This window comes from Pectobacterium peruviense, from assembly GCF_002847345.1.
Lineage (GTDB): Bacteria > Pseudomonadota > Gammaproteobacteria > Enterobacterales > Enterobacteriaceae > Pectobacterium > Pectobacterium peruviense.
Genome location: NZ_LXFV01000022.1, coordinates 35,732 through 60,139 on the forward strand (window position 1 = coordinate 35,732; position 24,408 = coordinate 60,139).

17 protein-coding genes are annotated in these 24,408 nt (G+C 51.7%); 2 read left to right on the top strand and 15 right to left on the bottom strand.

The genetic code is table 11. The annotated features are described in order from the left end of the window. Positions 1–57 precede the first annotated feature (57 nt). The 3 genes from A0G03_RS15950 to pvcA form a co-directional block, all read right to left on the bottom strand. Complete coding sequence (locus tag A0G03_RS15950) at positions 58–1,383, bottom strand: glycosyltransferase (RefSeq protein WP_048261779.1); 1,326 nt, start codon at positions 1,381–1,383, stop codon at positions 58–60. Positions 1,384–1,394: 11 nt separating this feature from the next. Then, entirely contained in the window at positions 1,395–2,246 is an 852-nt protein-coding gene (locus A0G03_RS15955) for a TauD/TfdA dioxygenase family protein (protein WP_072062060.1), read from the bottom strand. A 70-nt stretch (positions 2,247–2,316) separates the two neighbouring features. Beyond that, positions 2,317–3,282 (bottom strand): L-tyrosine isonitrile synthase, encoded by a 966-nt coding sequence (gene pvcA, locus A0G03_RS15960; protein ID WP_048261783.1) that lies wholly within the window; start codon positions 3,280–3,282, stop codon positions 2,317–2,319. A 588-nt stretch (positions 3,283–3,870) separates the two neighbouring features. Between pvcA and A0G03_RS15970 the strand changes: the two genes are divergently transcribed. Next, positions 3,871–4,134, top strand: coding sequence for a hypothetical protein (locus tag A0G03_RS15970; RefSeq protein ID WP_048261785.1), 264 nt, complete (start codon positions 3,871–3,873; stop codon positions 4,132–4,134). 75 nt (positions 4,135–4,209) lie between these two features. Next, positions 4,210–4,434 (top strand): SymE family type I addiction module toxin, encoded by a 225-nt coding sequence (locus A0G03_RS15975; protein WP_048261787.1) that lies wholly within the window; start codon positions 4,210–4,212, stop codon positions 4,432–4,434. 64 nt (positions 4,435–4,498) lie between these two features. Here the strand turns inward: A0G03_RS15975 and A0G03_RS15980 are convergent, their stop codons facing one another. The 12 genes from A0G03_RS15980 to tssM all read right to left on the bottom strand — a co-directional run bounded on the left by A0G03_RS15980 (position 4,499) and on the right by tssM (position 24,403). Continuing rightward, on the bottom strand, positions 4,499–4,798 hold the full coding sequence (locus A0G03_RS15980; RefSeq protein ID WP_241771514.1) for a hypothetical protein: 300 nt from the start codon (positions 4,796–4,798) through the stop codon (positions 4,499–4,501). 109 nt (positions 4,799–4,907) lie between these two features. Continuing rightward, entirely contained in the window at positions 4,908–5,384 is a 477-nt protein-coding gene (locus A0G03_RS15985) for a hypothetical protein (RefSeq protein WP_048261788.1), read from the bottom strand. Then, positions 5,381–10,543, bottom strand: a complete 5,163-nt coding sequence (locus tag A0G03_RS15990) for an RHS repeat-associated core domain-containing protein (protein ID WP_241771515.1) — start codon at positions 10,541–10,543, stop codon at positions 5,381–5,383. Before A0G03_RS15990 ends, A0G03_RS15985 begins: the two co-directional genes overlap by 4 nt. 20 nt (positions 10,544–10,563) lie before the next feature. Beyond that, a complete protein-coding gene (locus A0G03_RS15995) occupies positions 10,564–11,481 on the bottom strand; it encodes a DUF4123 domain-containing protein (protein ID WP_048261791.1) in 918 nt (305 codons plus the stop codon). Then, a complete protein-coding gene (locus A0G03_RS16000) occupies positions 11,478–12,434 on the bottom strand; it encodes a DUF4123 domain-containing protein (protein WP_048261793.1) in 957 nt (318 codons plus the stop codon). The genes A0G03_RS15995 and A0G03_RS16000 overlap by 4 nt, the downstream gene beginning before the upstream one ends. Before the next feature lie 159 nt (positions 12,435–12,593). Further along, entirely contained in the window at positions 12,594–13,292 is a 699-nt protein-coding gene (locus A0G03_RS16005) for an ankyrin repeat domain-containing protein (protein ID WP_048261955.1), read from the bottom strand. Positions 13,293–13,372: 80 nt separating this feature from the next. After that, positions 13,373–14,746 carry a PAAR domain-containing protein gene (locus A0G03_RS16010; RefSeq protein WP_048261795.1) on the bottom strand — a complete coding sequence of 458 codons (1,374 nt, stop codon included), beginning with the start codon at positions 14,744–14,746 and terminating at the stop codon, positions 13,373–13,375. A 9-nt stretch (positions 14,747–14,755) separates the two neighbouring features. Beyond that, positions 14,756–16,792, bottom strand: coding sequence for a type VI secretion system tip protein TssI/VgrG (locus A0G03_RS16015; protein ID WP_048261796.1), 2,037 nt, complete (start codon positions 16,790–16,792; stop codon positions 14,756–14,758). Between the two features lie 175 nt (positions 16,793–16,967). Continuing rightward, the gene (locus tag A0G03_RS16020; protein WP_048261798.1) at positions 16,968–17,486 is read right to left on the bottom strand and encodes an Hcp family type VI secretion system effector; all 519 of its coding nucleotides are present in this window, start codon (positions 17,484–17,486) and stop codon (positions 16,968–16,970) included. A gap of 549 nt (positions 17,487–18,035) precedes the next feature. After that, positions 18,036–19,391 (bottom strand): tetratricopeptide repeat protein, encoded by a 1,356-nt coding sequence (locus tag A0G03_RS16025; protein WP_048261800.1) that lies wholly within the window; start codon positions 19,389–19,391, stop codon positions 18,036–18,038. Between the two features lie 28 nt (positions 19,392–19,419). Continuing rightward, positions 19,420–20,856, bottom strand: coding sequence for a VasL domain-containing protein (locus A0G03_RS16030; protein WP_048261802.1), 1,437 nt, complete (start codon positions 20,854–20,856; stop codon positions 19,420–19,422). Positions 20,857–20,905: 49 nt separating this feature from the next. After that, a complete protein-coding gene (gene tssM, locus A0G03_RS16035) occupies positions 20,906–24,403 on the bottom strand; it encodes a type VI secretion system membrane subunit TssM (protein ID WP_048261803.1) in 3,498 nt (1,165 codons plus the stop codon). Positions 24,404–24,408: the final 5 nt, after the last annotated feature.

Sequence of the window (24,408 nt, forward strand, 5' to 3'; positions counted from 1 at the left end):
ACGCGTGGCTGATTTCAGCACATGGCTATGTAAAATAATGACTATATAAAGTAATGGCTAGACATGGAGCAGAGAGGTATTACTGGCTGATGTGATACCGCCCTCCTTTACCTGACATAGCGTATTAACTTCGGTATTAATCAGAGCAAACGCATCATGACTGGCATAATCTGCCTGAATCCATCTTGCTCGCTGTAAATAGCCGGGATCCTCCAATATCTCAATCACGGATTGCTTAATCTGCTGTTCACTTGGCGTACTGGTTTGCAGGTTAATCCCACATCTGGCAAACACCACGCGCGCAGCGCCCTCCTGTTTATCTTCCCCTACCCCAGCCACAATGAGTGGAACGCCATCTTTCAGCGCAGCATTAATCGAACCATATCCACCATTGGTTATTAATATCGACGCCGTCGGCAGCCAATCGTCATAAGAGAGGAAGCTCACCACTCTGGCATTTTCAGGTAAGGATGCTTTCAGGGAATCGACTGAACGTCCTCCCGTGGTCGCCAGCACCCTGACGGGTAAGTCAGCTAGTGCGCGTAACGTTGGCCCAATGAGTTGCTGGAGATCGACATTCGCCAGTGTTCCTTGTGAAACGATAATAAGCGGCCGACTGTCGTCCGGCGCCCACCACTCAGGAACACACTCAGTTGCAACATGGTGAGATAATGGTCCAACAAATCGCACACTTTGTGGTAAATCGTCACGCTGATACTCAAGCTCAGTAGTGGATAGCTGTAAGAAACGATCGCAATGGCCAATCAACGCATCCATAAAAGGCCGCTCAAGCGGCTTTCCTCCCGCCAGCACCATCGCGTGATTAAATGCGTGCTGAACCTCGTTCATGAATCCCCGAGTTTCCTCATCGACAAGCTGCTCATGGCTTAGATCGGGCAGCAGCAATTTAGGGGGTATGCGGGGCCCATAGAAAACAGAATCTCTTGTTGAGTAGGACAACGGTGTAACGCCTATCACGATGACAGGAGGCCGCCGCCTAGAGAGCAACAGCGGCAAGACACCATAAAAACAGTTTTCAACCATGAGCAGGTCGGCATTGGTTTTTGTCAGCGCTTCACGCAATTGGCGATCCAGCAATGGAATCGGCGCAGCAAAGAAATTTTTCAGCGCCAGAGCCATCTGCGCGTTACCTGGTGGCAGCGTGGCTCGCAGAGGGAAATGCTGCTCAAGGTGCCTGTAGTCAAAATCAATATCATCGCTAAAAGGAATAAACCCTACCCCAGCGGCCTCCGCCTGCTCACGGAATAACGCGCCGCTAAACAGCGTGACATCGTTCCCCTGCGCAACCAAATAGCGAGCGATGCTCAGCAACGGATAAACGTGCCCCGGCGTTGCCATCGCCGCCATGAGAATATGTGCCATGATGCTTTCCCTTATGCTGCGTTATCAATACAGGTATTCACGCAAATCGGGGTTCCCTGAATGTGCACACGTTGCAGGTGACGAGCCGAATGAGCCGTAAACGCTTCGCGTCCATGCAGTAGCGAGAAGTTGTCGGCTATCACAACATCGCCCTGTAGCCATTGGTGCGCATAATAATAACGGGGATCGTACAGATGCTGCCGTAACGTCTGGCTAAATGTGTTTTGCGCTTCCGGCGTAACATGATGATATTCCAGCGCATGCTGGTTAAGGAAACGCTCCCCTTCGGTCGGCGGTTCGTTATAACGCATGATCTCACCAACGCCGTTAGGATGAGGAATGACCAATGGTGAAGTCACTTCACCACCGTAATGCACAACGGCCTTAATGCGATAAGTGATTGAAACACGACGCCACTCCTCGACTAACGGTGCATCGGCCTCAGCCAGCAAACGTGTGGTATCAACGAAAGTGGTGCGTCCACCTTGATCCTGCCCCGGCGCAGAAACGCAATGGAACAGTTGAAATTCAGGGATCGTTGGCTTGTACATTCCATCCCAGTGTAGCGGCACATAGCTGTTATCGAAGATGTGATCCTTGGTATCCGCATGCTCTTTTACATCCAGCACTGCCCCGAAAGGCCACATCATGATTTCCCCCCAGTGACCGGCATACTCAGTCAACGTTTCGGGATCGGAAAAACCAGAAGAAAACCCACGTAGCACCAGAAGGTGATACTCGCGAGCAAGTTCACGCAGTGAGTCGATCGGCAGTGTGGCGATGCTCTGCCCCGCTTCAACAGGGGTCAATAGCGCGCCAAAAGGAGAAAGCAGCTCGATGCTGCAATTCACTCTATTTTCCATCATGTATATTCCTTTATAAGATGACAATATCGATGTTTTCAGCAGATCATAAGGTGAGAAAAGAGCACGCTTATGCCACGTCCGACTGTTTAACTAAGTAGTGGCTAGGCGTACCACGAATTTCCACAACTTCACCGGCCAACTGCTGCGCATCCGTATTCTTCATAAGCACAAACTGCCCATTAACATTGGCGGCAACACCATGCCAAGGCGTTAACCAGTCATCTTTGGTGGGCATCATATGAATACCCAGTTTCAGGCTGTCCGCAGGTTGAGGGTGAATAGACAAACGGATAGCGTCTGGGAAATTTTCAGCAAGCAGATTGCCCCACGCCCAGCTACGTTGAATAACGCCACATGCGCGTTTTTTAGCATCCTTCTGTAAGGCTGCATTAGAGCCGGTATAGTCAGGCCGCAGGCTATCTTCATAGAGGAAGCGAGTTATTGAACGATAAAGCTGTAAACCTTCTTCGCTCTGCATAAGCTGCTCCTTGATCTCCTCTGCCGATTCGGCGTAATCCTCAACCAGCCGTTGGCGAAGATGGTCATAGTCAGCGGTGAGTGCCGCCATATTCTCTACATCCTTAAGATTAAAGACGCTGAGATGAACCGCGCCCAGTTCATGCAATAAGTTTTCGATCTCATCCTGATAGGTGTTAATGGTTTCGTCGCTGGTCCCAATCAGATCGCCAAATACATGCCCATCCGAGCAAATACGGATATGTGCGCCAGGTGGATAATAAAGCTGAATACGCTGACATAACGAATTCAGAAATATCAGGGACAAGCGCTCTGCCATGTCTGGCATTCTCCCCAGCACCTTATAAGGGCTGGGGGATTTAACGGGAAACGCTGGTAGAATAAGTTCAACCCGACGACCTTCGTCAACAAAATCACGAATTCTGGGTAATTGAACCTGAGTTACCAGAGACTCTTCTTCACTCACTGATTTCGTCGAGTGGGTGAATCGACGCCGGTATTGAATTAACTCACTTAATATTAGTGATGAAACTAATTCATTATTAATTATATCCAAAATAACCTCATTAATTTACATTAATTTAAAAATGGAATTAACCACATAGCTATGGCGCAGAAACAATAGAATAAAAACCCTTCATGTGTACAAAGAAAATACTGAATAACATATTCAGTATTTTTATTTACAATGCTAATAATTAATTTAGATCATAAATTTAATATAGGGAAATAGAGAACGTTTTATGTATCATAAATGAGGAGGGGAATCATGCGGCAGGCACCATTAGCAACAACGGCAATGCTATGAATAAGGGGGAATAATTATAATGGAAATTGGACTACACAAAACAAGCTAATCAGCCAATCGCTGGCGATTGAAGCGTTGCTTGAAAGGAAAGAGATTCGGGTAGAAAGAAGGGAGTATTTATCGTAATACGCTGACACTTGATTAGTTAACAAGCAGTGATGAATAACAGATTGCGTTAATTATTTTTCTTCAACTTTATAACTCCTTGAATCTGAACATGAAATAAATTTATACTTTCCTACATAGAGTCCTTTTTCTTTATAATTCGCCATAACCTCTGACGGATACCAACCGTAACCAAATAGGAACAAAGCATCTACTTTAACCAAATCCCTAATGAGATCTAATTTATCGCCCTCACTCTCTACGCTCCGACCGGGCGGCGACACGTTAAAGCGTCTGGCCGATGCGCTGGATGTGACCGGGGATTACCTGCTGGAAGGGGCGAGGGATGAAGCGGCTAAGGCAAGGTTTGAAGACCGGGAGCTATTGCGACAGTTTCAGGAAGTCGAGCAGTTGCCCGATGAGGATAAGGAAGTGATTAAGAAGTTGCTGGATGCCTTTTTAACCAAGAAGCAGTTACAGGCGCTGGCAAAGTAACGGAGTTAACGCGGAACTGACGCGCTTGCAACACGTCAGCCCGCTCACCACAAGCAACTAAACGAGGTAGTTACTATGGCTAAGGCACATTCTAAGTCAGGCGTCACCGTTAATAAAGCAGGCAAAACAGAGCGTTACTACACCGTGGGATACGCCCCGCATAATGGTAAATCCAACCCGCCGTCGGCCATCAACCTAAAAGGCCGCTGGCTGGAAGAGTCGGGCTTTATCACTGGGATGCCGGTGACCGTCACGGTGGAGCGCGGCAGGATTATTATTGAGACGCAGATTAATCTGTAGCGGCTGACTAACCGCTAAAAATAATAAAGCCGGAAGGATAATGTGATCACTTCCGGCATTTTTATTAATCTTTCAACTTCTTCTTAAATTTATTAAGCGAACGATCGAACCTTGATATTAAATTAGTCCAATCTTGATAAGTGACACCTTCAACATAATAATCACCTAGCCACTTAGGGTGACAACGCAATAATAAATTATCGATGACTATTTTCTTCTCAATGGGATCATTGGTTTCATTAAAGATCTTTTTTAAAAGACCGTCGATTTCCAACGCTTCTTTTTGATGAGAAGATAAAATAAGATGGTCACATATCTTATTACCTATTTCTTTTATATTCATGATATTAAATTCGTCATTCATGAAAGAACCACTTCCAGCAATAATCAGCCAGCCTCACCATTTTAACAATCAGAACGTAACATTAAAAAACCGAAAGGATCGTAAGATCTCTTTCGGCTATTTTTACATATCAATAAACCACTAATTTACCATTAGGCCACACACCATCCCAACCACAGGGTATATGACCTGATTCATAGATGTGAATCAAAGAATCAAAAAATAGCGGTTTTTTAATTTTATCTTTATATGCACCTTCAATTAAGTAGCTAACAACATCCCATTCAATACATTGCAAAAGTAGGACATTGTCAAAACCATTCAAATGAGGTATTTGTTTTAACAACTTACCTTTCAAAAAAGACTTAGCTTCTTGCGCTAAGTCGTTCCAATATTGAAAAATAACAGTGTATTTAACTGCAAGATATCCTGATATTTCATTGGACTCTTCCAGAGTAACATTTTCCCAATCAGGGCTACTCAAAGAAAAATTAGCCTCATTCAAAGAGGCAGCAACTTTGACATTAGGAATAAGGCATTGGTTGCCAACATTAGCAAACCAATCTATTTTAAGCAGTCTATCAACAGCATCATTAGATATCTTCATGGTTTAACCTGATTAATTCTTCCGGGGATCCTAGGTACCTTCATACCGCCAAGAGCACCATGCTGAACTCTATTTTGTATACTATACCTTACTGCCTGATTTACCTCATTTGCAGGTAACCCAGCAGCCTCCAAAGATCTTTTCAATGCTTGAGTATATTTCGTATTAGTAGGTCGCTGGCCATTAAGTTCCCCACCCCGCCTATATTGATCCCAGAATTTCTCCATTGAGCTATGGGCTTCATAGTGAGGCGTTCCCGGCTCTGTAAACGCATTACCTTCCAGCTTAATAGCCGCACCTTTCTCTCTTGGAATAACATCTCTATATGCTGCATCTTGGTTTAAATGGTGGGACTGTCCAGGGCTGGGATCCTTTTTCAGCGTCCCATGAGGCCCCATTGCTGCTGGCCCTTTTTTATCCAGCCCCAGAGGATCACAGAACTCTAGAGGATTGGAAACATACGCCTGAGGTCTATTTCCCCCAAGTAAACCTATCGGGTCCGGCGACAGATACTGTCCGCTCTCCGCATCATAGTAACGATGTCGGTTGTAGTAAAGCCCCGTTTCCGCATCGTACAGTTGCCCCTGATAGCGCAGCTCACAGTACACTTCCTCGTTTGCCGCATCACCCAGGTAACGCCGCAACGGGATAGGTCGCCGCTCTTCGCGATGCGCACCCCACAGACCCTGTTCGCCGCGCCAGCGAACTTCGCCTTCCTCGCTGCACAGCTCTCGCGCGGTTCCTGTCAGGTCGGTCACGATGTAGTGCAACTGTGTGCTATCGCCCTGCGCTTCCACCTGTGCCAGCGGTCGGAAGCTCCCCGGCTCATACACCCACTGCACTTCCCGCGCTGCGGAGCCGTCTGCCCGGTACTGCTGCTGACCAATCAGCTGGTCACCATCCCACCGGTACGCTACCCGCGCTACCGCCTGTGCCGACGGCACCTGTCCCTCGCGCACCTTGTTGATTCTGCGACCAAATGCATCGTAACGATAGCGCCACCGTGCCCCGTCCGGCAGACTCACCCGTACCAGCCGGTCCTGCACGTCCCAGTCGAAGTACGTTTCCTTCGGCCTGAACCCCGGACGCGTTTCACGTTTCATCGCCAGACGCCCGCAGTCATCATAACGGTACTGCGTATGGCCCCGCTCGATTACCCGACCCGCCGCATCGTACCGCGCCGACGACTGCACCACCGCATCCTGCACCTTCAGCGTCTCACCCAGACCCGGCGCTATCTGCGACACCTCGCACAGGTTCTGTTCGCTGTCGTAGCCAAATAGCCGTGCCTGACGCCGACGTCCCTCATCACGGCGCTCCGCCGTCACCTGACCCGCCCCGTTCAGCCGGAAGGCCTGCTCACCCCAGTGGCTATCGGTGATACCCGTCAGACGGTCCAGCACATCGTACTGATAACGACGCTCCAGCACGTCATTCACCCGCCCGTCCGCCCCTTCCAGCGCCTGACGCTGCAGCAACCCCGTCGGGCTCCACTCGTGGCGTAATGCAAACCCGCTGCCGTTACTGCGTCGCTGCTCTTCGCCCGCTGCGGTGTGGCTAAACTGCAACGGCTGGTGTGAACCGATGCCCAGAGACGACAGCCGCCCCGACTGCCACGCCAGCTGCAGTGGTGCCAGAATACCTTCCACCACCGCACGCTGACCACCCGCGTCGTAACCGCTCTGCACCGCCTCGCCGTTGACCATCTCCGACGTCACCTGGCCCGCCCGGTTATAGGCGTATTCCACCACCGCGTCCGGGCTGGCGGCCTGGGTCAGCCTACCGGCAACATCATATTCCAGCTCGGTGATGCCGTCCGTTTCCCCGTCCGCTCTCCGCGCCGTGATACGCGTTATCCGCCCTGCTGCATCATGTTCATAATGCAGTGCACTGCCATCAGGTGCCGTGCGCTGCACCAGACGGTCTGCCACATCGTAGTGATAACGGTATACCCGGCCGTCGTAATGCCGCTCCTCACTCAGCCGCCCGCTATGGTCAAAGCCGTACGTCCAGTCTCGTCCCTGACTGTTCGTCACCCCGGCGAACTCCGCTTCCGCATTGTAGTGGTAGCGAACGGTTGCACCCAACGGGTCGGTTGCTTCCAGCAGGTTATCAAACGCTCCGTATCGGAACTGGTAGCGCTGGCCCAGCGCATCCGTAACTGCCGTCAGGTTACCTTCCACATCATAACCAAACTGCGTCTCACTACTGTCTTCGTACACCACCTTCGACGGTGACTCGCGCACGCCGTCATATTCCCAACGCCGGACCTGCACGCCCGCCTCATGCCCGATATGTCGCTCCGTCAGGCGATCAAGGTCGTCATACCGGAACGTTACCGGTGGCGCATTATCCCGTTCAAGACTGCTCAGCAGGCCACGGCAGTTATAGTGATAACGCTGCAACACGCCGTCCGGCCCTATCACCGTCGACAACTGTCCCGTTTCGCCATAAGAATACAGCCACTCACGCCCTTCCGGGTCGTTCACCTCCACAACCTGACCGGCCGTATTACGCTGGTAGTGCCATTCGCAGCACAACGGGTCGGTATAGGCCAACAGTTGCCCGTTGTCATCATACAAATACTGATGTGTGGCGCCGTCCGGCAAAGCAACCTCGGTCACCTGCCCCCAGTCGTTACGCTGATACGCCGTACGGCCACCCAGCGGGTCAGTCTCCGCCACCAGTTGGTTATCCACCCACTCGAAATGGGTCTCACCACCATCTGGCGTACGCTGGAGCAGAATATTGTTGCGTTCGTCGCGCACATAGCTGAATACCCCGCCAAAACCACTGTGGTAATGGCTGGTCAGCGTGTCATCGTCGTATTCAAAGTAACCCGGCCAATAACCTTCGGAGGTTCTGTCCCGGATGGCGCGGCCTTTTTTATCATAGTCGTGCTCAACCCAGGTCGAACCTAAATCCGACCAGCGCAGCAGCCAGCCTTCCAGTGAGTAGCGATAGTCAAAATTGCGCCCCTCATCCGCCCGCACGCTCAGTAAATGCCCGCGATTATCATAGGTATAGCTCGCCAGCGTTTTTAATGGCTGACGCTGCGGGGTACACAACGTAAGTGCCGTGATCCGTCGGCGATCGGTTGTGACGTGAATCAAGCGCCCGTCTGACAACACAATCCAGCACAGTTCGCTCAGCATCCACTCGAAAGTCACCCGATTACCCGCCGCATCGTCGATAGACGTCAGGCAAAGCTGGAGACCGAGTGCGTGTTCAAACCGGTAGCGCAGCCCATCGACATGATGAAGGACGAGCTCACCCTGCTGACGGGTCAGCCGCCATTGCAGGTTAGATGGCGAACGGCTAACTTCTCCTTCATTGGGCAGGGCGAAGAATGCCTGATTGAACTCACTATCCGTTAGCGTTGCCACCCCGTTGTTGAGCGTCAGGCTGATATCCCAGTTGGTACGCCACAAACTCCCCAACAAACCGGGATGTCGCTCTCCCGTGGAACGATAGTAGCGTTGCAGTGAAAGTGGCAATTGACCACTGAGCTGAATATCGGTGCGCTTCTCCACCACGGCACCGGTCGCCATATCTACCGGATCGCCATTTTTCTTAATGTCGTCTGTTTTTGCCTTGGTGCCGCCATCCTTTGCCTGTGCATCCTGCTCAGCCCCTTTTTTCCCCGATGGCTTTTCAGTATTTTTTCCCGCATTAATACTGTTCGCTTCTTCCGGAGCAGATTCGCTTTTTTTCTTTACGGGTTCTTTTGGTTTAGGCTTTTCTTCAATGGCATTAGCGGGTTTTGACGACTCTGGTTTGTGCGGGACATTTTCTTCTGAAGCTTGCTTTTTAGGCCGATGGTCTTTCCCTTTGTCACCATCAGGTTTGACCTCAGTTTGTTTACCTGTAGTTGGAGAATCGGCAGACTTCGAACTTGAAGATTGGCTAGTGGCCCTGCTCTCCGCCGTTGTATGGCTTTGTGGGGTCTCAGCCTTTTTCGCAAAGGAACCTTTGGGGCGGGGGCTACCGGAAACACGAGTTACTATCAGAGGAATAAACTTATCAAATTCTTTCTCAAGGGTTCCGATAGCTTCATCGTAACGTTTAACTAACTGATCCAGATAGTCGAGCATCTTGCTGAACCGATCTTTCATCAGCGTAACAATCCAGCCATCTTTCTCCGAAGCCTTCATTGCCGTTACCAAAGCCTGCTGCATTGTCGCCAGCATCGCTTTGCCTTTCTGTCCGTACTCTTTCAGCAGACCACGCAGTTGGGTAACGCCTTTCACCAGATTACCGTTGGACAGGCTGCGGATCGTTTTGATGGCAAACTGCACCGCCGCAGGTGAGGAGGCATTTCTCAGCGCTTTAATAATCGCCCGCCCGCTCACCTTAATGGCATCACCCAGCCCGGGGATCACCCCAATCACACACAAAACACCACCGGCAACATGCAGTGGATCATCCATCAGTTTAGGATTTTCATGGGTTTGCCAACACCACTCACCAATGGAGTACACGTCCAACGCTTGTCCCACCACAGGGATACAACCCAGAATAATCTCGCAGAACATCATGAGCGCGGCGTTATCATCCCCACCAGCATCCGCTGTTTCTGCCGCGAGGCTATGGTGGATCTTGTTGATGGCCTGCTTCAGTTGGCGATTGCCACGATTAATTTGCTTATCCAGTTCCCAAAAGCGACGGTAAGCCTTGGTGTAATCATCCGGAATTGATGTGAATATTCCCGCGCCATCAACATCAACGTGCCGGTCACTACTGTCACCGACGTCATACGTCACTAATCCCTGCTTACGCAGGAGAAGGAACAGCGTGAAATATTCACCCGCTAGTGCGGCATAGCCTGGGGTTGACTGTAATACGGGGTTGTTTTGTATGGTTTCCTGTGGCGTGAACTCGTCTTCACCTTCCTCCAGCATCAATTCAAACGTGCCGCCCCCCATGTCGTAAATAAAACAGAGGCCATTAGCATCCGTCTGCCCGTGGATTTCCGTTTTATTGCTGTCAATGAGGACAAAAGGCGCATTAGGAACCGGCTCCCCTGAGTCATAATGATAATAAATCAGAACTTCATAGCCACACTTGGCACAGCCTCCTGATATTTTTTTATCCGTGCTAAAACCCCGACTCGCTGCATCCTCACTGGAAAGCAACGTTGCCTGTTTGTTCTGACTCATGAAATGACGTCCTTTTTATTTTATGCTTCGTCCAGGTGGTCAATTGCTGCCTGATACAGGCGATCCATACGGCTTTGCGTGCCGATGTATTCCGGCTGTATCAGAATATTTTTTGCCCAGGGCTGATGAATGAATTCCGGCGAGAGTTCTGTCGCCAATGCCAGCCAACGCACGATATCGCGGTCATTGTTAAAGCCGTTGTTCCTCGCCTGTTCCGCCTGCTGGTAGGTAAACGTCTGTAACTCATCGTCAGGTGCATGTTGCCAGCCAGCATGGTAAGCGCGCAGGTGTTCCCTGTAGCGCGCCAGATTCTGATGTTCAGAAGGCACCATGATGGCTTGCCATTGTTCATCGCTCAGTTGACGCGGCAGGATGTCGGGAATGGAGTGGGGTTCACGGGCTGTCAGGTTTAAAGCACGTACGGTTCCATCAGGCGAAATATCGCAGAAGCTGGCTATCGGGCCATAGAGCGCGCAGGCTTCTTGTACAGAACTGGCTGATAGCAGTTGATTCACCACCCGCCAGTCACCCACACGCAGAATGACATTTTCCCCGGAAGGTGAAGCCACCAGACTCCACTGCCGCAGATGCTTTGTTACCTCAAGTAATTGATCGAGCGGCGAGTACGCCTGCATAAACCATTCCAGTTGCAGACCCATTCCCCACCCAGACTGGGTGATAATGTGTTCTTTCACCTGCGACCAGTTAGCCGCGTTAAGCGGGATGCAATACGGCGCTACCGACGCATGAACGCGCCCCGTTTCCCCCCAGTACAAACGCGTCTGTTCCAGACTGCCTCCCCAGCGCTCGGCCAGCCAAGGCACGGCATCATTCATTGATGCCTCAGCAATAACAAAACAGCCACCCTGAGCGACACGCGTTTGCCAGACGGCATCATCTTCCGGCGTCAGTTCAAGGAAAGGTTGCGATACACTCACAGCGTGACCTCCGTCATGTCAGGTAACTCTCCCCGCATCCAACCGAGGCGATGGTAATTAAGCTGTACACTTTCAGTACGTTCAGGCTCAGATTTAAAAATCCGAATACTGTCCGCAATCGAATAGCGTTCAATCAGATGAATAAAAATCGGGTGTAAATAGAATTCGCTACCGAGTACCCAGCGATGAGCAGACCAGGCTTCACATTCCGCTTCGCTGGCTTTAGGGTAATATTTCTCAGCTAATGCAATGCCGCTAATAAATCGGGCCTTTACTACTTCGACATCCAGAGGAAAAGCACATTGCGCACTGACAAAAAGAAAGAGTTCATTCGCTAATCGGTGTAATCGATTGTCATTGGCGAGAAGGTAGTATTGATAATTCGTTAAGTTAATTTGGTAATTTTTATTAATTTCGATCTTATTTTCTTTATTAACAGCCTGCTGTGAAAATAGCTGATACTCCCCTCGCTCGCTATTCACTATAGGCAAATACATATTATTTAACGGACCAAGAAAATCAGTTTGAGCAGCAAGGTCAAGGGTAGACCACCAGGTCGATAAAACCTCTGGCACATAGCTACGAAACAGCGCTCGTGTGCCATCAGGCCAGAGACAGAAAATACGCGTCTGCCAAAAGTCAGCAACCTGCTGCAATGTCAGTGCGCTATGCGTAAGAATCACGCCACCATGCCGCTCCGGCTGCGTCTCTGTCAGCCAATGCAATAAGGTTTCGCCTGGTTTGCCTTCTTCTATTTTCACCACAATTGGAGCCCACATCTGCCAGTCTTCAGCATCCTTGCCAAAATGCAGCTGTTGCCATATATCCGCAGCAGCAGGTTGAAAAGCCTGCCAATATTCAGGTAATTTTGGATAACTCAGCGGCGAGATAATAGCGTATAAAGGCGCATCGAACTGGCTGATTTCAAACAGAGTATAACCGTTTGCCATCATCATTATTTGCCTGTAAATAAATAATATAATTTTTAATACGATGAGGTGTATTCATTGATCGCAGCACCGACCAGATAATCAGCATGATTATCTGGTCGGTAAACGCAGTTTATTTTTATGACACGAAATGGATAATAAACACTACAAATCGAAAAGAAATTACAGCGGTAGTCCTTTTTCCCAACGATCCCTAACTTCAGCAGGCGACAACGGTGGGAATTTAACACCGCGATCCAGTAATAGCTGTTTTACCTTCAGCGCCCAAGGATAGTGAGGTGATTTAGGGGACATAATGGATAAGCTGTCGTGTACACGCCACGCCAAGCTACTACCGGTTGAAGAATAAGTATCGAAACTTGCGCCCTGCTCAATCAACCAATACACAATTTCGTATTCATTTACATAAGCGGCATAAAGCGCACTATTTCTTTTATTTTGATCTTCTAAATTCAGATCAGCCCCTTTCTCAACGAGTAGCTTAATATCAGCCCACCGTTGCTCATTAATGGCACTAAATATTGCCGGCTGACCACGACGACCAATTGCATTTGGATCGCCACCAGCATCCAGAATAATGCGAAGCCAATCTGGATCTTTGGCTCCCGCCACGGAATTAACTGCGCTGTCGCCAAATCCGTCTTTATAGTTTGGATCGACACCCAGTTTCAGCGCCAGCGTGACGGCTTTTTTATCCTTCGTCTCATAAATCAGCCACAACAACGGAGTAACACCTTCTTTTCCCTTAATATTCAGGTTAACGCCCTGTGACAGTTGATGACGGGCTGCTGATTCGTCACCTTTTTGAATGCTTTCCAGCACAGCCACCACAGGTGGTTCAAAAAGTTCACTCGCCCGCATACTGTGTCCTCCTGCCTGACAAGCGGTTAATAATCCCAGAATAACGACGCCTACCCATTTTATACGTGCCAACCATTGCATTATATTCCCCTGAATGTATTGGTTATCTTCCCGATATCTTCCTTTTTCTGGCTTTCAATACCCGCAACCACCTGATCCATACCGTGACGCGCAATCGGTGAACCGCCAACAGCGGGAAGCGCCATCATATCACCGCTTGCTTTCGGCAGCCCCCCTCCCAGTAGCTTTGCAACACCGATAACGCCCCCTAGCGCCGCACCGGCGGTTCCGCCAATCAATGCGCCCGCACCGGATAGCAAGCCTGGAATCAAAGCTTTACCGTAGGTTTGCACCATGGTTAATATCTCGCCATCAACCGCTTGTGTTTTAATCAATGATGCCGTTTCTGCCAATGTCGCACCACCACCTCGCAAGGCAGTATTCTCATGTAATCCTGCGGCATTGAACGTATAGCCGGGAAGTTTTGTCGCACTGACCGCTGCAGAGGCTAACCCGCCCCCCAGAGAGTGGCCAACAATAACAGGTGGAGGATTTGGCATCAGATCTTTGACTTGAGTCGCGAGATCCATTGCTTGTTTGTATTGCGCTGATTCAAATCCCATACCCTGAGTGGCGTTAGTCAACCAGTCTTTCACTCCCGTCACCGCATTATTGGTACCCCTATAGGTCAACATGGTTTCACCATTAATCGCTGATTTGAACAGGGCAGAACCAAACCCTGTTTTCTTATCCATAAAATCATTGTCCGTCAAACCAGGAAGTTTTTGGACATCCAGCAGTTCCAGACCAACCGGAGCCTTAGGCAGTTTATCCAGCACGCCTCGTCGAAATTCATCGACCGAATAAACGTACTGAGCCGCCTCAGCGCGCAAGATGCTGTCGTTATTAAACGCCAGCCGTTTTGCCGCATCGGCTAATCCCGGCAACGTCGCCGCCTCGGTAGCCAACTTGGCACGCGCCAGATAACGCTCTTTACGCTGGGCGACGGAGAGCAGGTCATCAAGAATGGGCAACTCGGCGACCGAAGCCCATTCCATTAATGTCGGCAACAGCATTGGCGTTAATGCTAGTAGAGGCGCGCGACTTTTGGCCGATTGTTCGGCACACGGTTTCACAGGGGACTGATAAGGCGAGTCGCCAATGATTACGTTCCCACTGCCTGCAGCGACCGAGCCGCCACAGCCAATCGCATCACCGATACGCGCCGCCAGCTTTCCATTGATGATGACCGTACCGGAACCCGCAGATATCGCTCGACTGTGTACGCCGTGAGGCACATTCGGGCAAGGACAGGCATGAAGTAAGACTGCATCACTTTTACGGGCCGCGGGTTTGCCATTGATGATGACATCACCACTGCCTTCAATAATTGGGGTGGCAGGAAAACAGCCGTGACCCGCGCAGCTGTCTCCTAAACGTGCAGCACCTGGCATAGTTCCTCCTTAACGTCTGTCTGGCGCATCCGGCTGCGTAGGCTTAGTCGGGTCTTCTGGCGTAATCGACACCGGCGCCGTCCCTACGCCAGCCGCACCACCATCGTTGATTTTCACAATCGTCCCGGAGATCGTGACGCCCGTGCTATCAATCTTGATAAAACCGCCAGGCGCTTTAATCGTCAGAGCCTGCCCTGCTTCCAGCACAATATCCGCGGCTTTCAGATAGCTGTCCGTATTGACCAAAACACGCTGGTGCGCTCCGATCAGCGTCTCTTCAGAGCCGGACATCGTAGTCTGACGGCTTCCTTCAATACGGGTAATCTCTCCCCCACCGATAAAGCGCTTGAACGAAGAGCCAATCTTCTGAATGAAGCTTCGGCCAATTTCCTGATGATGATCCTGACCGATGTTTTCAAAGTCATCTTTGCCTATCGTTCGGTGACGGTGACGATCGACCCGTTGGAACTGATCCTGAGCGACGCTAAGGTGCTGATCGCGCCCCACGCTCTGCCGATGGATGTTGTTGATGACGCCATCCATATCTTTTTGAGCGTGATAGTAAATTTGTTCACGCGTCGCCTCATCTTCAAAACGCAGTTCGTTGAAGCCATTGCCTTTATGCGTATCAGTACGCAGCGTTGTGCGCGTTTTATGTGCGGGTAAAACGTACGGCGTCGGGTTGGTCGCGTGGAAAGTACGTCCGGTGATAATCGGCTGGTCCGGGTCGCCTTCGAGGAAGCTGACGATCACTTCATGGTTGATGCGCGGGATCGCGATCATGCCGTACTGGCCGCCTGCCCAACCCTGACTGACACGCACCCAGCAAGAGCTCTGGTCGTTGCTCGCGCCGTAGCGATCCCACGGGAATTGCAGTTTTACCCGACCGTACTGATCACAGTAAATCTCTTCCCCCGCCGGACCGACCACCGTCGCGATTTGCGGGCCGTCCACCATAGGTTTATACGGCATCGCAGCGCGCCACGTCGTCGTGCCTTTTACCACAGCAAAGCTGTTGCTCATGGTCGTCGGCTCGCCGCCGCTTTCTTCTTCCAGCGCCTGCGGTTGCTGCCCGACGTGCGTCACGCTCACTGTCTGCCATACTGCGTTCAGCGTCGCATTCGGGTGCTCCGTCAGGGTAAAGGTATTGCCCGGCATCAGCCCCGCACAGTTGGATTCTCCTTCGCTCGTCACCGCCCCTGAGCGCAGCGCATCCAGACGATAGCCGCTGAACGCCTTGCCGCTCGGATCTTGCTTATAACGTCCCGGATAATCGTAGTGCTGATAGCTTTCGCGCTGGTGCTCCAGTTCACCGCTCATCTTCTTATGCGACAGCCCATAAGCCGGCGTCTTGAAGCAGTAATCCTTCAGTTCCACTTCGGCGGTGCTCACGCGTTCCGCATAGTGGAAACGTCGCACGTACTCACCTTCACTCAACCCCTGTGTGGCAAGATTGAAGAACAGTTCTGGCCCTTTGGTCAGTGCACCCGCATCGTCGGCAAACACTAACCGATGCTTGCCTTCCTCAAACTCGTGGAAAAAATACAGACCTTCCTCTGCCGCCAGTCGGGTGATAAAGGCTAAATCGCTTTCCCGATACTGCACGCAATATTCCCGTACAGCGTGCTCGTTACGCAGCGCAAAGGCGTAGTCGGTAATACCCGCCTCTTCCAGCAATGCGCCGATAATCGCTTCCGGCTTCTGCGCCTGAAAGATACGGGCATTGGTGCGTAGCCCCAGCCGCCACATAGCAGGCCGAATTTCCGCTTGATAGCGCGTGCGCCGGAATCCGGTATCGCCCTGCGTAAATCCACTGATCACTCCGCTGACCCGGCGCTTCAGTTCGCCTTCATACCAAATCAGCAGCTCGCACGGCTGGTCCAGTACCGTGCCAAAATCGATATCCGGCAACGCGCTCGCCAGACTCAGCGACAGGCTGAAGGGCCGATTCAGCCCCTCATCCAGCCTGAAATCCACCACCGCAAAGGTGCCTGCCTCCAGGGCGCCAACCTTTACGGTGAACTGTAATCCTGTACTGTTTGCCACCTGTCCTCTCCTTACTGGCCGTTGCCATGGCTACCGCACGCCTCGGGTTCCTCCGGAGCGGTACGTCGCTATCCTGATAAAAATGAAAACCTGAGCTGTGGTCTGAGTCTGCTCACACCACGACTCACATCAGAGAAAAAACAGAAAACCCGAGCAAGCCCGGGTTAAATAGGAATTACGCTTCGACCGGCGCACGCCAGTCATCAGAACCGGACGTACCAGCAACGGTGTGTTCCCAGTCAATTTTGCGGTAGGCCAGCGACACTTCAATCAGTTGGGTGTAGTCCATCTTTGACGGATCCTGGCAGTGTGGCATTTTGCAATCGATGTCCACGATGGTGGAATCGGTCAGTACGGTAGAGAAGAAATGCTCTTGTTTACCTTCAACTGACGTGCGGTACCATTTCAGGGTCACGGTCGGCAGCATTTCGCCAGACGCCAGGGCGTTGTACATCAACGGAACCGCTTTGTTCAGCGCGACAGTAAATTTGAACGGCTTGTGCACGCGTTGGCCAGATGGCTGACCAGACTGCGGGTCGGTCGGTACGGTTACAATGTGTTTGAATTCCTGTACCAGCATTTCGTCTTCGTGGCCTTCCACATAGATGTTGCCGACAGAATCAGATGTGAAGGCACCAGCGGTGATATTGCCCTGAGTTTTACCTTCGATGCTGATATAGCATGGAGTTGGCATAGTCTTGCTCCTTGTTGTTGAAACGGGGAATAGTTAAACGGGTTTAGTAACTTCACCGTCTGTATAGCAATCCCCATGCCAATTTTTATCTTGTTGTTTTTAATGAAAAATAACTTAACTAAAATTCCCCCTAAGCAAAATTTGAGCAATAAGTTGCGCAGACTTCTCGAATCGTTTGCAAACATTGCGCAAAAAGTGATTTACACCAGAAAGTGAGCAAGAAGTTGCGCAGAATGCGCAGTTATTCTGAAAGTTTTTATTAGTGCTGAATTAATCAAATAAATAACCAATTAAAATAGTGATCATTAATAGTAAAGAACGATATATGGCGATAATTTGTTCATTTCCTATAAGAATATAAGTAAGTAATCACTTTCATTTATGATGAAAAATAGGCATATAGATCGCGGAATAACAACAAAAAAGCGGGTGCTGCTATCACGCAACACCCGCCTGTTATTGTCATTACGATCTCATTAAACCGTGATGATTTATCGGTTCTACCTTAACTATTCATCAGCTATTTACCACCAACAAATCCGCAGTGGATTACTCTGTCTTTCCTGACGACCAGTGCATCGCCAGCCGCTGTCCGGCTTTGATTTCATCAGGCTGCATTGTCGCTTCCAGATCGTTACGCGCATGGATGGCTTCGTTCATCCCCTCCGTCGCCGCCATGGCATACCAGGCGTAAGCATGAATACGATTGCGGGATGCCCCCAGTCCATCTTGACGCATCATCCCCATACGATACTGAGCCATACGGTTACCGTCATTCGCCGCCAGACGATACTGCTTCATCGCTTCAACATAATCCTCTTTACCGCCTTGTCCCAGCCGCAACATCTCGCCATAGGCCAGTCGTGACTCGGCATCTCCTGCTGAAGCTGCTTTGGCATATTCTTCACGCGCACGCGCGAATTCGTTCACTTTAAATAGCCGCTCACCCAGTTCACGTTGCGCTCGGATATAGCCCGCAGAGGACGCCTGAACCAGATAATGTTCACGCTTTTCATGGGTTGTCTGACTCTGGCTAAGTAAATAATCGGCTTCGCCCGATCCTCCAGACGCAGCACGTTCCAGCCAGTAACGCGCCTTCTGCTCATCCCAAGGTAAGCGCTTACCTTCGCGGTATGCCTTGCCCAGCCAAAGCTGGGCTTCCGCATCACCTGATGACGCGGATTTTTGATACCAGTTCAACGCATTCTCACCGTCTTCATGCAGGGCCATCCACCGTTGCGCCTGTGCCTGACCGAGCGTCGCGGCACGGAAATACCAGCGCTCGGCCAGATCGCGACGGATAACCACGCCGTTGCCCTGCTCATAGCGCTGCGCTAGCTGATATTGCGCATCCCGATTGCCAAGTTCAGAAGCCTTCAGCAACCACACTACAGCCTCTTTTTCACCGCCCGCATGCGTCGCATGCCACTGAGCAACGATCAGCTGTGCGTGGGGATAACCATTCGCCGCAGCCGATTCAAATGCATTCAGGCAGGCTGCTACCAGCTTTCCCTGATGCTGAACCTGACAGTCCATACCGAGCCGATGTCCTGCTTCGCCATTTCCCAGACGTGAGGACGTTCCCCACCACTGGCGGGCAGACGGGCTGTTCTTGGGCGCGCCTAATCCAGCCTGATACCAATCGCCGACCTGAAGCGCAGCAGCCGCACGCATTTCTGCATTTCCGGGGAGTTCAGACAGCCCAGACGCCTTCTGCATCCATTGCATCGCCTCGGTGTACTGGGAACGTGTGGCTAGCGTCTTTGCCAGCTGATATTGCGCTTCACCATTTCCGCGGTTCGCTGACGCCACTAACTCCGATTCAGGCAGCGACGTCACAGGTGCCTGACATGACGCCAGCCAGCAGGCCGACAGGACTATCAATAATTTGTTGTATTTCATCATGGGCTCAGCGGTTTTCCCTTCACGATAATCAACTGGCAGAATTACCCTGCTGCAAACGGTACAAGCGAATATTGAAGGCGCGCAGCTCATCCTCCATACCGCGTAGCTCCGCTGGCGTCAGCGATTGGCTCTTGATTTTACGCGCCTCAAGTTCACGCAGCCGTATCCCAAAGGGGACATCCGATATCAGATCTTTTTGCATATCGTAGAGTTTTGATTTCAGGTAGGAGATCGTCACCGTCCGCCGCTGACGCTCCAGTTCCAGCAGTTGCTGCAACGTATCGTTGACTCTGGCACGCGCCTGTTCGTAACCCTGTGTTTTCGGTTCATCACCCTGCTGGCGTTCAAGCGCAATTTGCCACTGGCGCTCCATCTCTTTCACCGCCAGCGAATCGGGATAAAGTTGCTGCATCACGTTTTTCAACCCATTACCGTACTGGTACAGGTAGAAAGGCGACGCATTTTTCACCTGTTCCAGCTGTGCCTGATAGCGGTTGATCAGTTCGCCTTCCATGCCCTGCAATTTCTGCTCACCCAGAACAATACGCACCCGGCGAATGTCATTATGGTCGGGGGCAGTAGGCAAGGCGTACGCGGGCTGTTGCAGCAATGCCAGCGCATCGGCTTTCTGTTCCTGCCAATACTGCCACCCCGTAATAGCGGCGACAGGTAGCGCGCAAGTCAGCAACCCGGAGACAAACCAGAACCAAGCTGGCTTCTGCTTTTTATGCGCCTCAATTTTCAATACCGTCGGTTTCATTTGCCCCTTCTCCCGTCCAATGAGAATGCTACCTGCGGGCAGTGCAGCCTGACCCGAGCCTGATGAACCACCGCTTTGCACCGTCGCGCCCGGCTCCATGTCTGAATGAAAGAACACCATAGGCGGAATCTGCATATCCTGTTTTCTCAGTTCCTGATCGTCCGACACAATGACAATCTCGGTTTCATCAAACAGATGGGTATAACCTTCGACGAAGTGCAGCAAATTCTCGACGCGGGGAATGCGGCTCAAACCCGAGTTGTGCAGCTTTTCACTCATCAATTGCAGCGCGCGTTCGCAACGATAAACCAGCCGCTTGTGTTCATGGCTGATAGCGTACTGCCGCACCACCTCGCTGATGCGGGCAATGAACCAGTCCAGCATCTCGATACGCGCCCGTTCCTGATGCACTGGCGGCCAGAAGTTATCCCACTGCGTCACGATCAGGTTCGCCAGAAACTCACAGCTTTCCGTGAAGCCCGTCAATCCAGCCAGCCGTGAACGCGCCAGAGTGAAATAGATCGCAGTCTGGAGATCCACACCCTGTTTTTCAAAGATGGTGGTGGCCATATCGTGCACCAGCATCCAATCCACATCGGGACGAGACGCGTGACTCAACTTGTTAATTTCCGCCCGAAGTGCATCAAACTCCGGCAGCATCCGTGGATCCCGGCCCACTTTCAGGGCTTGTTGTGCATCTTGCATATCACATCATCCAGCAATAGGGAGCCTGAGTAGGCTCCCGAGAGTTAAGTTAATAAAGCGAGTCAGGCAGCGTGAATTGGCTGAACAGACCACCAGCAAACGGGTTATGGCTGGCATCGGTATATACGCGATACGTCATCGCGCCGTTTTCCAGCGAGAAGCGCACGTCGAAGGTGTTCTCATTAACCTGCGTTAGCTGGTCACTGTTGACTAACCGGAACATCGCCCACGGTCCGCTAAAGCTCAGGCTACGTGGTGAGCGCTCACGATCGTCCGGCACCAGAGTCAGCTTGCTTTCGGCTCCATCGCGCATACTGTTTGGCCACACCAGCGGTGTTTTCTGACGACGACCGTGGCTGTATTCCAGCAGTTGTCCGTCCAGATTGAGTACGCTGCGACGCTTGTTCGCCGTCAATTCCAGCGGCTCCAGAACAAAATGCACTTCCAGGCTACCCTGCGCATTAAACAGGGTCTGGCGGATGCGGGTAGCGCGTTCAAGCTGTTTCACTAGTTCAGCCTGCAACGGTGACGCCATACCTTCTTCCAGCATGCCGCTTTCCATCATCGCTTTGAGGTTGGTTTGATAGAAGCTGTCCAGCGTCCCGCCGGTCATGAAGAACATTTCCATTTCCGATAACGGCACATCCTTGTTTGATGACGGATCGAAGGGGTAACGATCCGCCAGCTTTTCATTGAATGGCGTCACGACTTTATCCAGCCACTCTTGATTCAACGACGACATCGCAAGGCCGGTCACCAGACTGGCGCTTTCTCCGGCTAATTGACCTACCCAGCGGTCCAGCGGCGCGGGGAGGCTGCGGGCGTATTGCTGTAAGGCGAACACCGGATCGGCAAATTTATTTCCCTGCCGTGCCTGTACCGCCTTCAATGCCGCTTGCCCCGGATCGGTCGCATTGACGATCTGATCGAGGTAGTGATAGAGGTCAGTCAACTTCTGATTGACCTCTTGCACCAATGGTCCCTGCTCACCGCGTCCGCTCAGCGCCGCATTGATGGTCATAAACGGACGACCCGTGCGCGTGTTGATACCTTGCGCCGTATCGTTATCATCGTCGGACAGCTTACGGATGCGGGTGTTATCGCTGACTGTGGTCAACACACGCTGGAAGGGCTGATCGTTGCCGGTAATATCCGTGAGAATATCGAGCGCCTGTTCCGGCGTATCGAGCGTCTGCACATCAATGTTCGCCAACACTTTCTGCCACTGGTTGATGTAATCCGTTATGTAGCGATCGTTCACCTGACGCAGAATTTCCCGGCGGTCTGCTTCACTAAACTGCGCGCGCTCACGCTGCCCCAGAACCCAGGCATCCAGTGCCGTCAGCTCTAACAACGCTTTGTCCTGCTTGAGGTAATAATCACTGAAACCGGGATACGTCAGCAGCCGTGGCACGCTTCCCGCTTTGTCATTACGCAGGGAAAACACCGGATCAAAGGTCGGCCCAACTTCATCACGGATCGCTAAATCTGGCGGCAGCACCTGTGTCGCCTTCATGACCAGACTCTGATAAACGCGCTGATACATCGGCAGCTTGCTCAGTTCCTGCTGAGCCAGCGTAATCGGTCCAGTAAACGGCGCAAAGGTGCTAATCGCTACCGCATCTTTTTGCTCACGAGCCTTGTGCCAGTCGGTATGTTCCAGAGCGTAATCCAGATGTTGCATCAGTTCTTCCTGCACCTGACCTTGAGCAGGAAATGCCTTTTGCCAGCGCTGCGCCATAAACTGTTCGACCAGCGCTTTATTGCGTCCAGAAGCATCATCCAGCATCCGCATCACGCGCAGAATCGTTAGCTTTTGCTCGCTATTAGCGGGAGCCTGATTCAAATCCTCCAACAATCCCTGCATCACCGCAGGGAGAAAGCGCTGGTTCAGCATTTGCAGATAGGTGCCTTCCACATAAGGCCCAATCTTACCGCCCTGATACAGGCCAAGGTCGGCCAGCAGCGGCGTACGTTCGTGGTAATTCCCAAAGGATAAGGTCGCATCGCGAATCAAATTCAGACGCGGCAACTGCTGATAGCCGTAGCCCGGTTGCCCTTCCAGCTCATTGGTGCCGATGAACGCCTGCGCTTTCGTCAGTACGTTGCGCCCAGCTTCTTCATTAACCCGATAGAAATGATGCCAACTGCCGACCAGCGCCAAACTGGCGAGCAGCATGCAGCCCACGCCGATACTCAATCGACGCCGACGATAAAGGCTATGCAGCCGGTTTTCCCCCGCCAGACTGGCCTCTGGGAAAATGACGTCAGGGAAGAGACGCTGGACAAAGAAGGTATTGGATTCACCACGCAGCGCAGCGTTAATCGGCTCTGGCAGTTGATAGCGTCGGGAAGCCGACTGCGCAAAGGCATCGAACGGCACCCCTTGTTGATAAACAGAACTGACGTAGACACCACGAATCAGGAACGCACGATCCTCGCCCGTCGCTAACGTTTCCGTCAGCACGTCCATCACGTAGTCTTTCACTCCAGCCAACTGGCGGACGAACGAGAACAGCGAATTGCGTACACTTCTGTCGGATTGCGTCAACAGCATGTCTGGCAGGTTGTCATTCAGGTGCGTGACCCACTCGTCCCAGAAACGCTCCAGCTCCTCCAGCCACCCTTTGCTGTTGCTCGCCTGCGGCGTAAACGTCACGCCTAAAACGGCCTGACGCGCGTCGCGGTTTAACTGGCGATAGACCTTATCGAAGCCGCTCAGCATATCCAATCGAGTCAGCGCGATATACACCGGTAAGCGTGTATTGATGTTGACCGAAATCTCCTGCAACCGCGCGCGCATGACCTGTGCGTAGGCTTTGCGATCCGCAACGCCGGCCTGTGCTAACCAGGAAATATCCAGCGTGAGAACCAGACCGTTGAGCGGCTGGCGGCGGCGATTTTCACTGAGCCACTGTAGCAGGTGCTGCCACAGCCGAGCATAACGCAGCCCGAGCGAATCGCCCTCCAGCTCAGGCTGTGCAAGTAGTTGTCCGCTTGGGTCCCAAATAACCGCAGACTCCCCAACCCAACAGCTCACCTGCTGGCCTGCCGCCACGTCTCGCAGCTCTGCATCCAGCTTCGGATTCATTTTGTTTGCCGGATTGGCGCGATGGATCAGGCTACTTTTGCCACTGCCAGCCAAACCAATCGTCAGATACCACGGCATCGCATACAGCGCTTTTTTACCTAACTGGGCCTGAAACGCTTCCAACCAGCGATCGAGAAACGTCTGCTGACCGTCCACATACACCTGTAGAGGGTCCTGCTCAATCACCTGCTGTTCATGACGCTCCGCACGCATCTGCTGCACACGACGCCAGACCAGCCAGGCACTGTAGGAGAACGCCAGCCACAGCCACACCAGCGTGAACACCACGCGGCCCCAGATTCCCTGTAACGGACGAACCTCGCCCACAGTCAAACGCGGCCCCAGCCACCAGGCCAGAACCAACACCACGACCCACAGTAGCGCCCCCAAAAGTAGCCAGGAGGGTTTCAGTTTAGGCAACTGCTTGCGTAGAAAGGTTATGATTGTTTTAAACATAAGTG

Bases quoted from the DNA above. Each gene is read 5' to 3' on its own strand.
- A0G03_RS15950 (WP_048261779.1), bottom strand. From the start codon at position 1,383: ATGGCACATATTCTCATGGCGGCGATGGCAACGCCGGGGCACGTTTAT.
- A0G03_RS15955 (WP_072062060.1), bottom strand. From the start codon at position 2,246: ATGGAAAATAGAGTGAATTGCAGCATCGAGCTGCTTTCTCCTTTTGGC.
- A0G03_RS15970 (WP_048261785.1), top strand. From the start codon at position 3,871: ATGAGATCTAATTTATCGCCCTCACTCTCTACGCTCCGACCGGGCGGC.
- A0G03_RS15975 (WP_048261787.1), top strand. From the start codon at position 4,210: ATGGCTAAGGCACATTCTAAGTCAGGCGTCACCGTTAATAAAGCAGGC.
- A0G03_RS15980 (WP_241771514.1), bottom strand. From the start codon at position 4,798: ATGAATGACGAATTTAATATCATGAATATAAAAGAAATAGGTAATAAG.
- A0G03_RS15985 (WP_048261788.1), bottom strand. From the start codon at position 5,384: ATGAAGATATCTAATGATGCTGTTGATAGACTGCTTAAAATAGATTGG.
- A0G03_RS15990 (WP_241771515.1), bottom strand. From the start codon at position 10,543: ATGAGTCAGAACAAACAGGCAACGTTGCTTTCCAGTGAGGATGCAGCG.
- A0G03_RS16000 (WP_048261793.1), bottom strand. From the start codon at position 12,434: ATGATGGCAAACGGTTATACTCTGTTTGAAATCAGCCAGTTCGATGCG.
- A0G03_RS16005 (WP_048261955.1), bottom strand. From the start codon at position 13,292: ATGCGGGCGAGTGAACTTTTTGAACCACCTGTGGTGGCTGTGCTGGAA.
- A0G03_RS16010 (WP_048261795.1), bottom strand. From the start codon at position 14,746: ATGCCAGGTGCTGCACGTTTAGGAGACAGCTGCGCGGGTCACGGCTGT.
- A0G03_RS16020 (WP_048261798.1), bottom strand. From the start codon at position 17,486: ATGCCAACTCCATGCTATATCAGCATCGAAGGTAAAACTCAGGGCAAT.
- A0G03_RS16025 (WP_048261800.1), bottom strand. From the start codon at position 19,391: ATGATGAAATACAACAAATTATTGATAGTCCTGTCGGCCTGCTGGCTG.
- A0G03_RS16030 (WP_048261802.1), bottom strand. From the start codon at position 20,856: ATGCAAGATGCACAACAAGCCCTGAAAGTGGGCCGGGATCCACGGATG.
- tssM (WP_048261803.1), bottom strand. From the start codon at position 24,403: ATGTTTAAAACAATCATAACCTTTCTACGCAAGCAGTTGCCTAAACTG.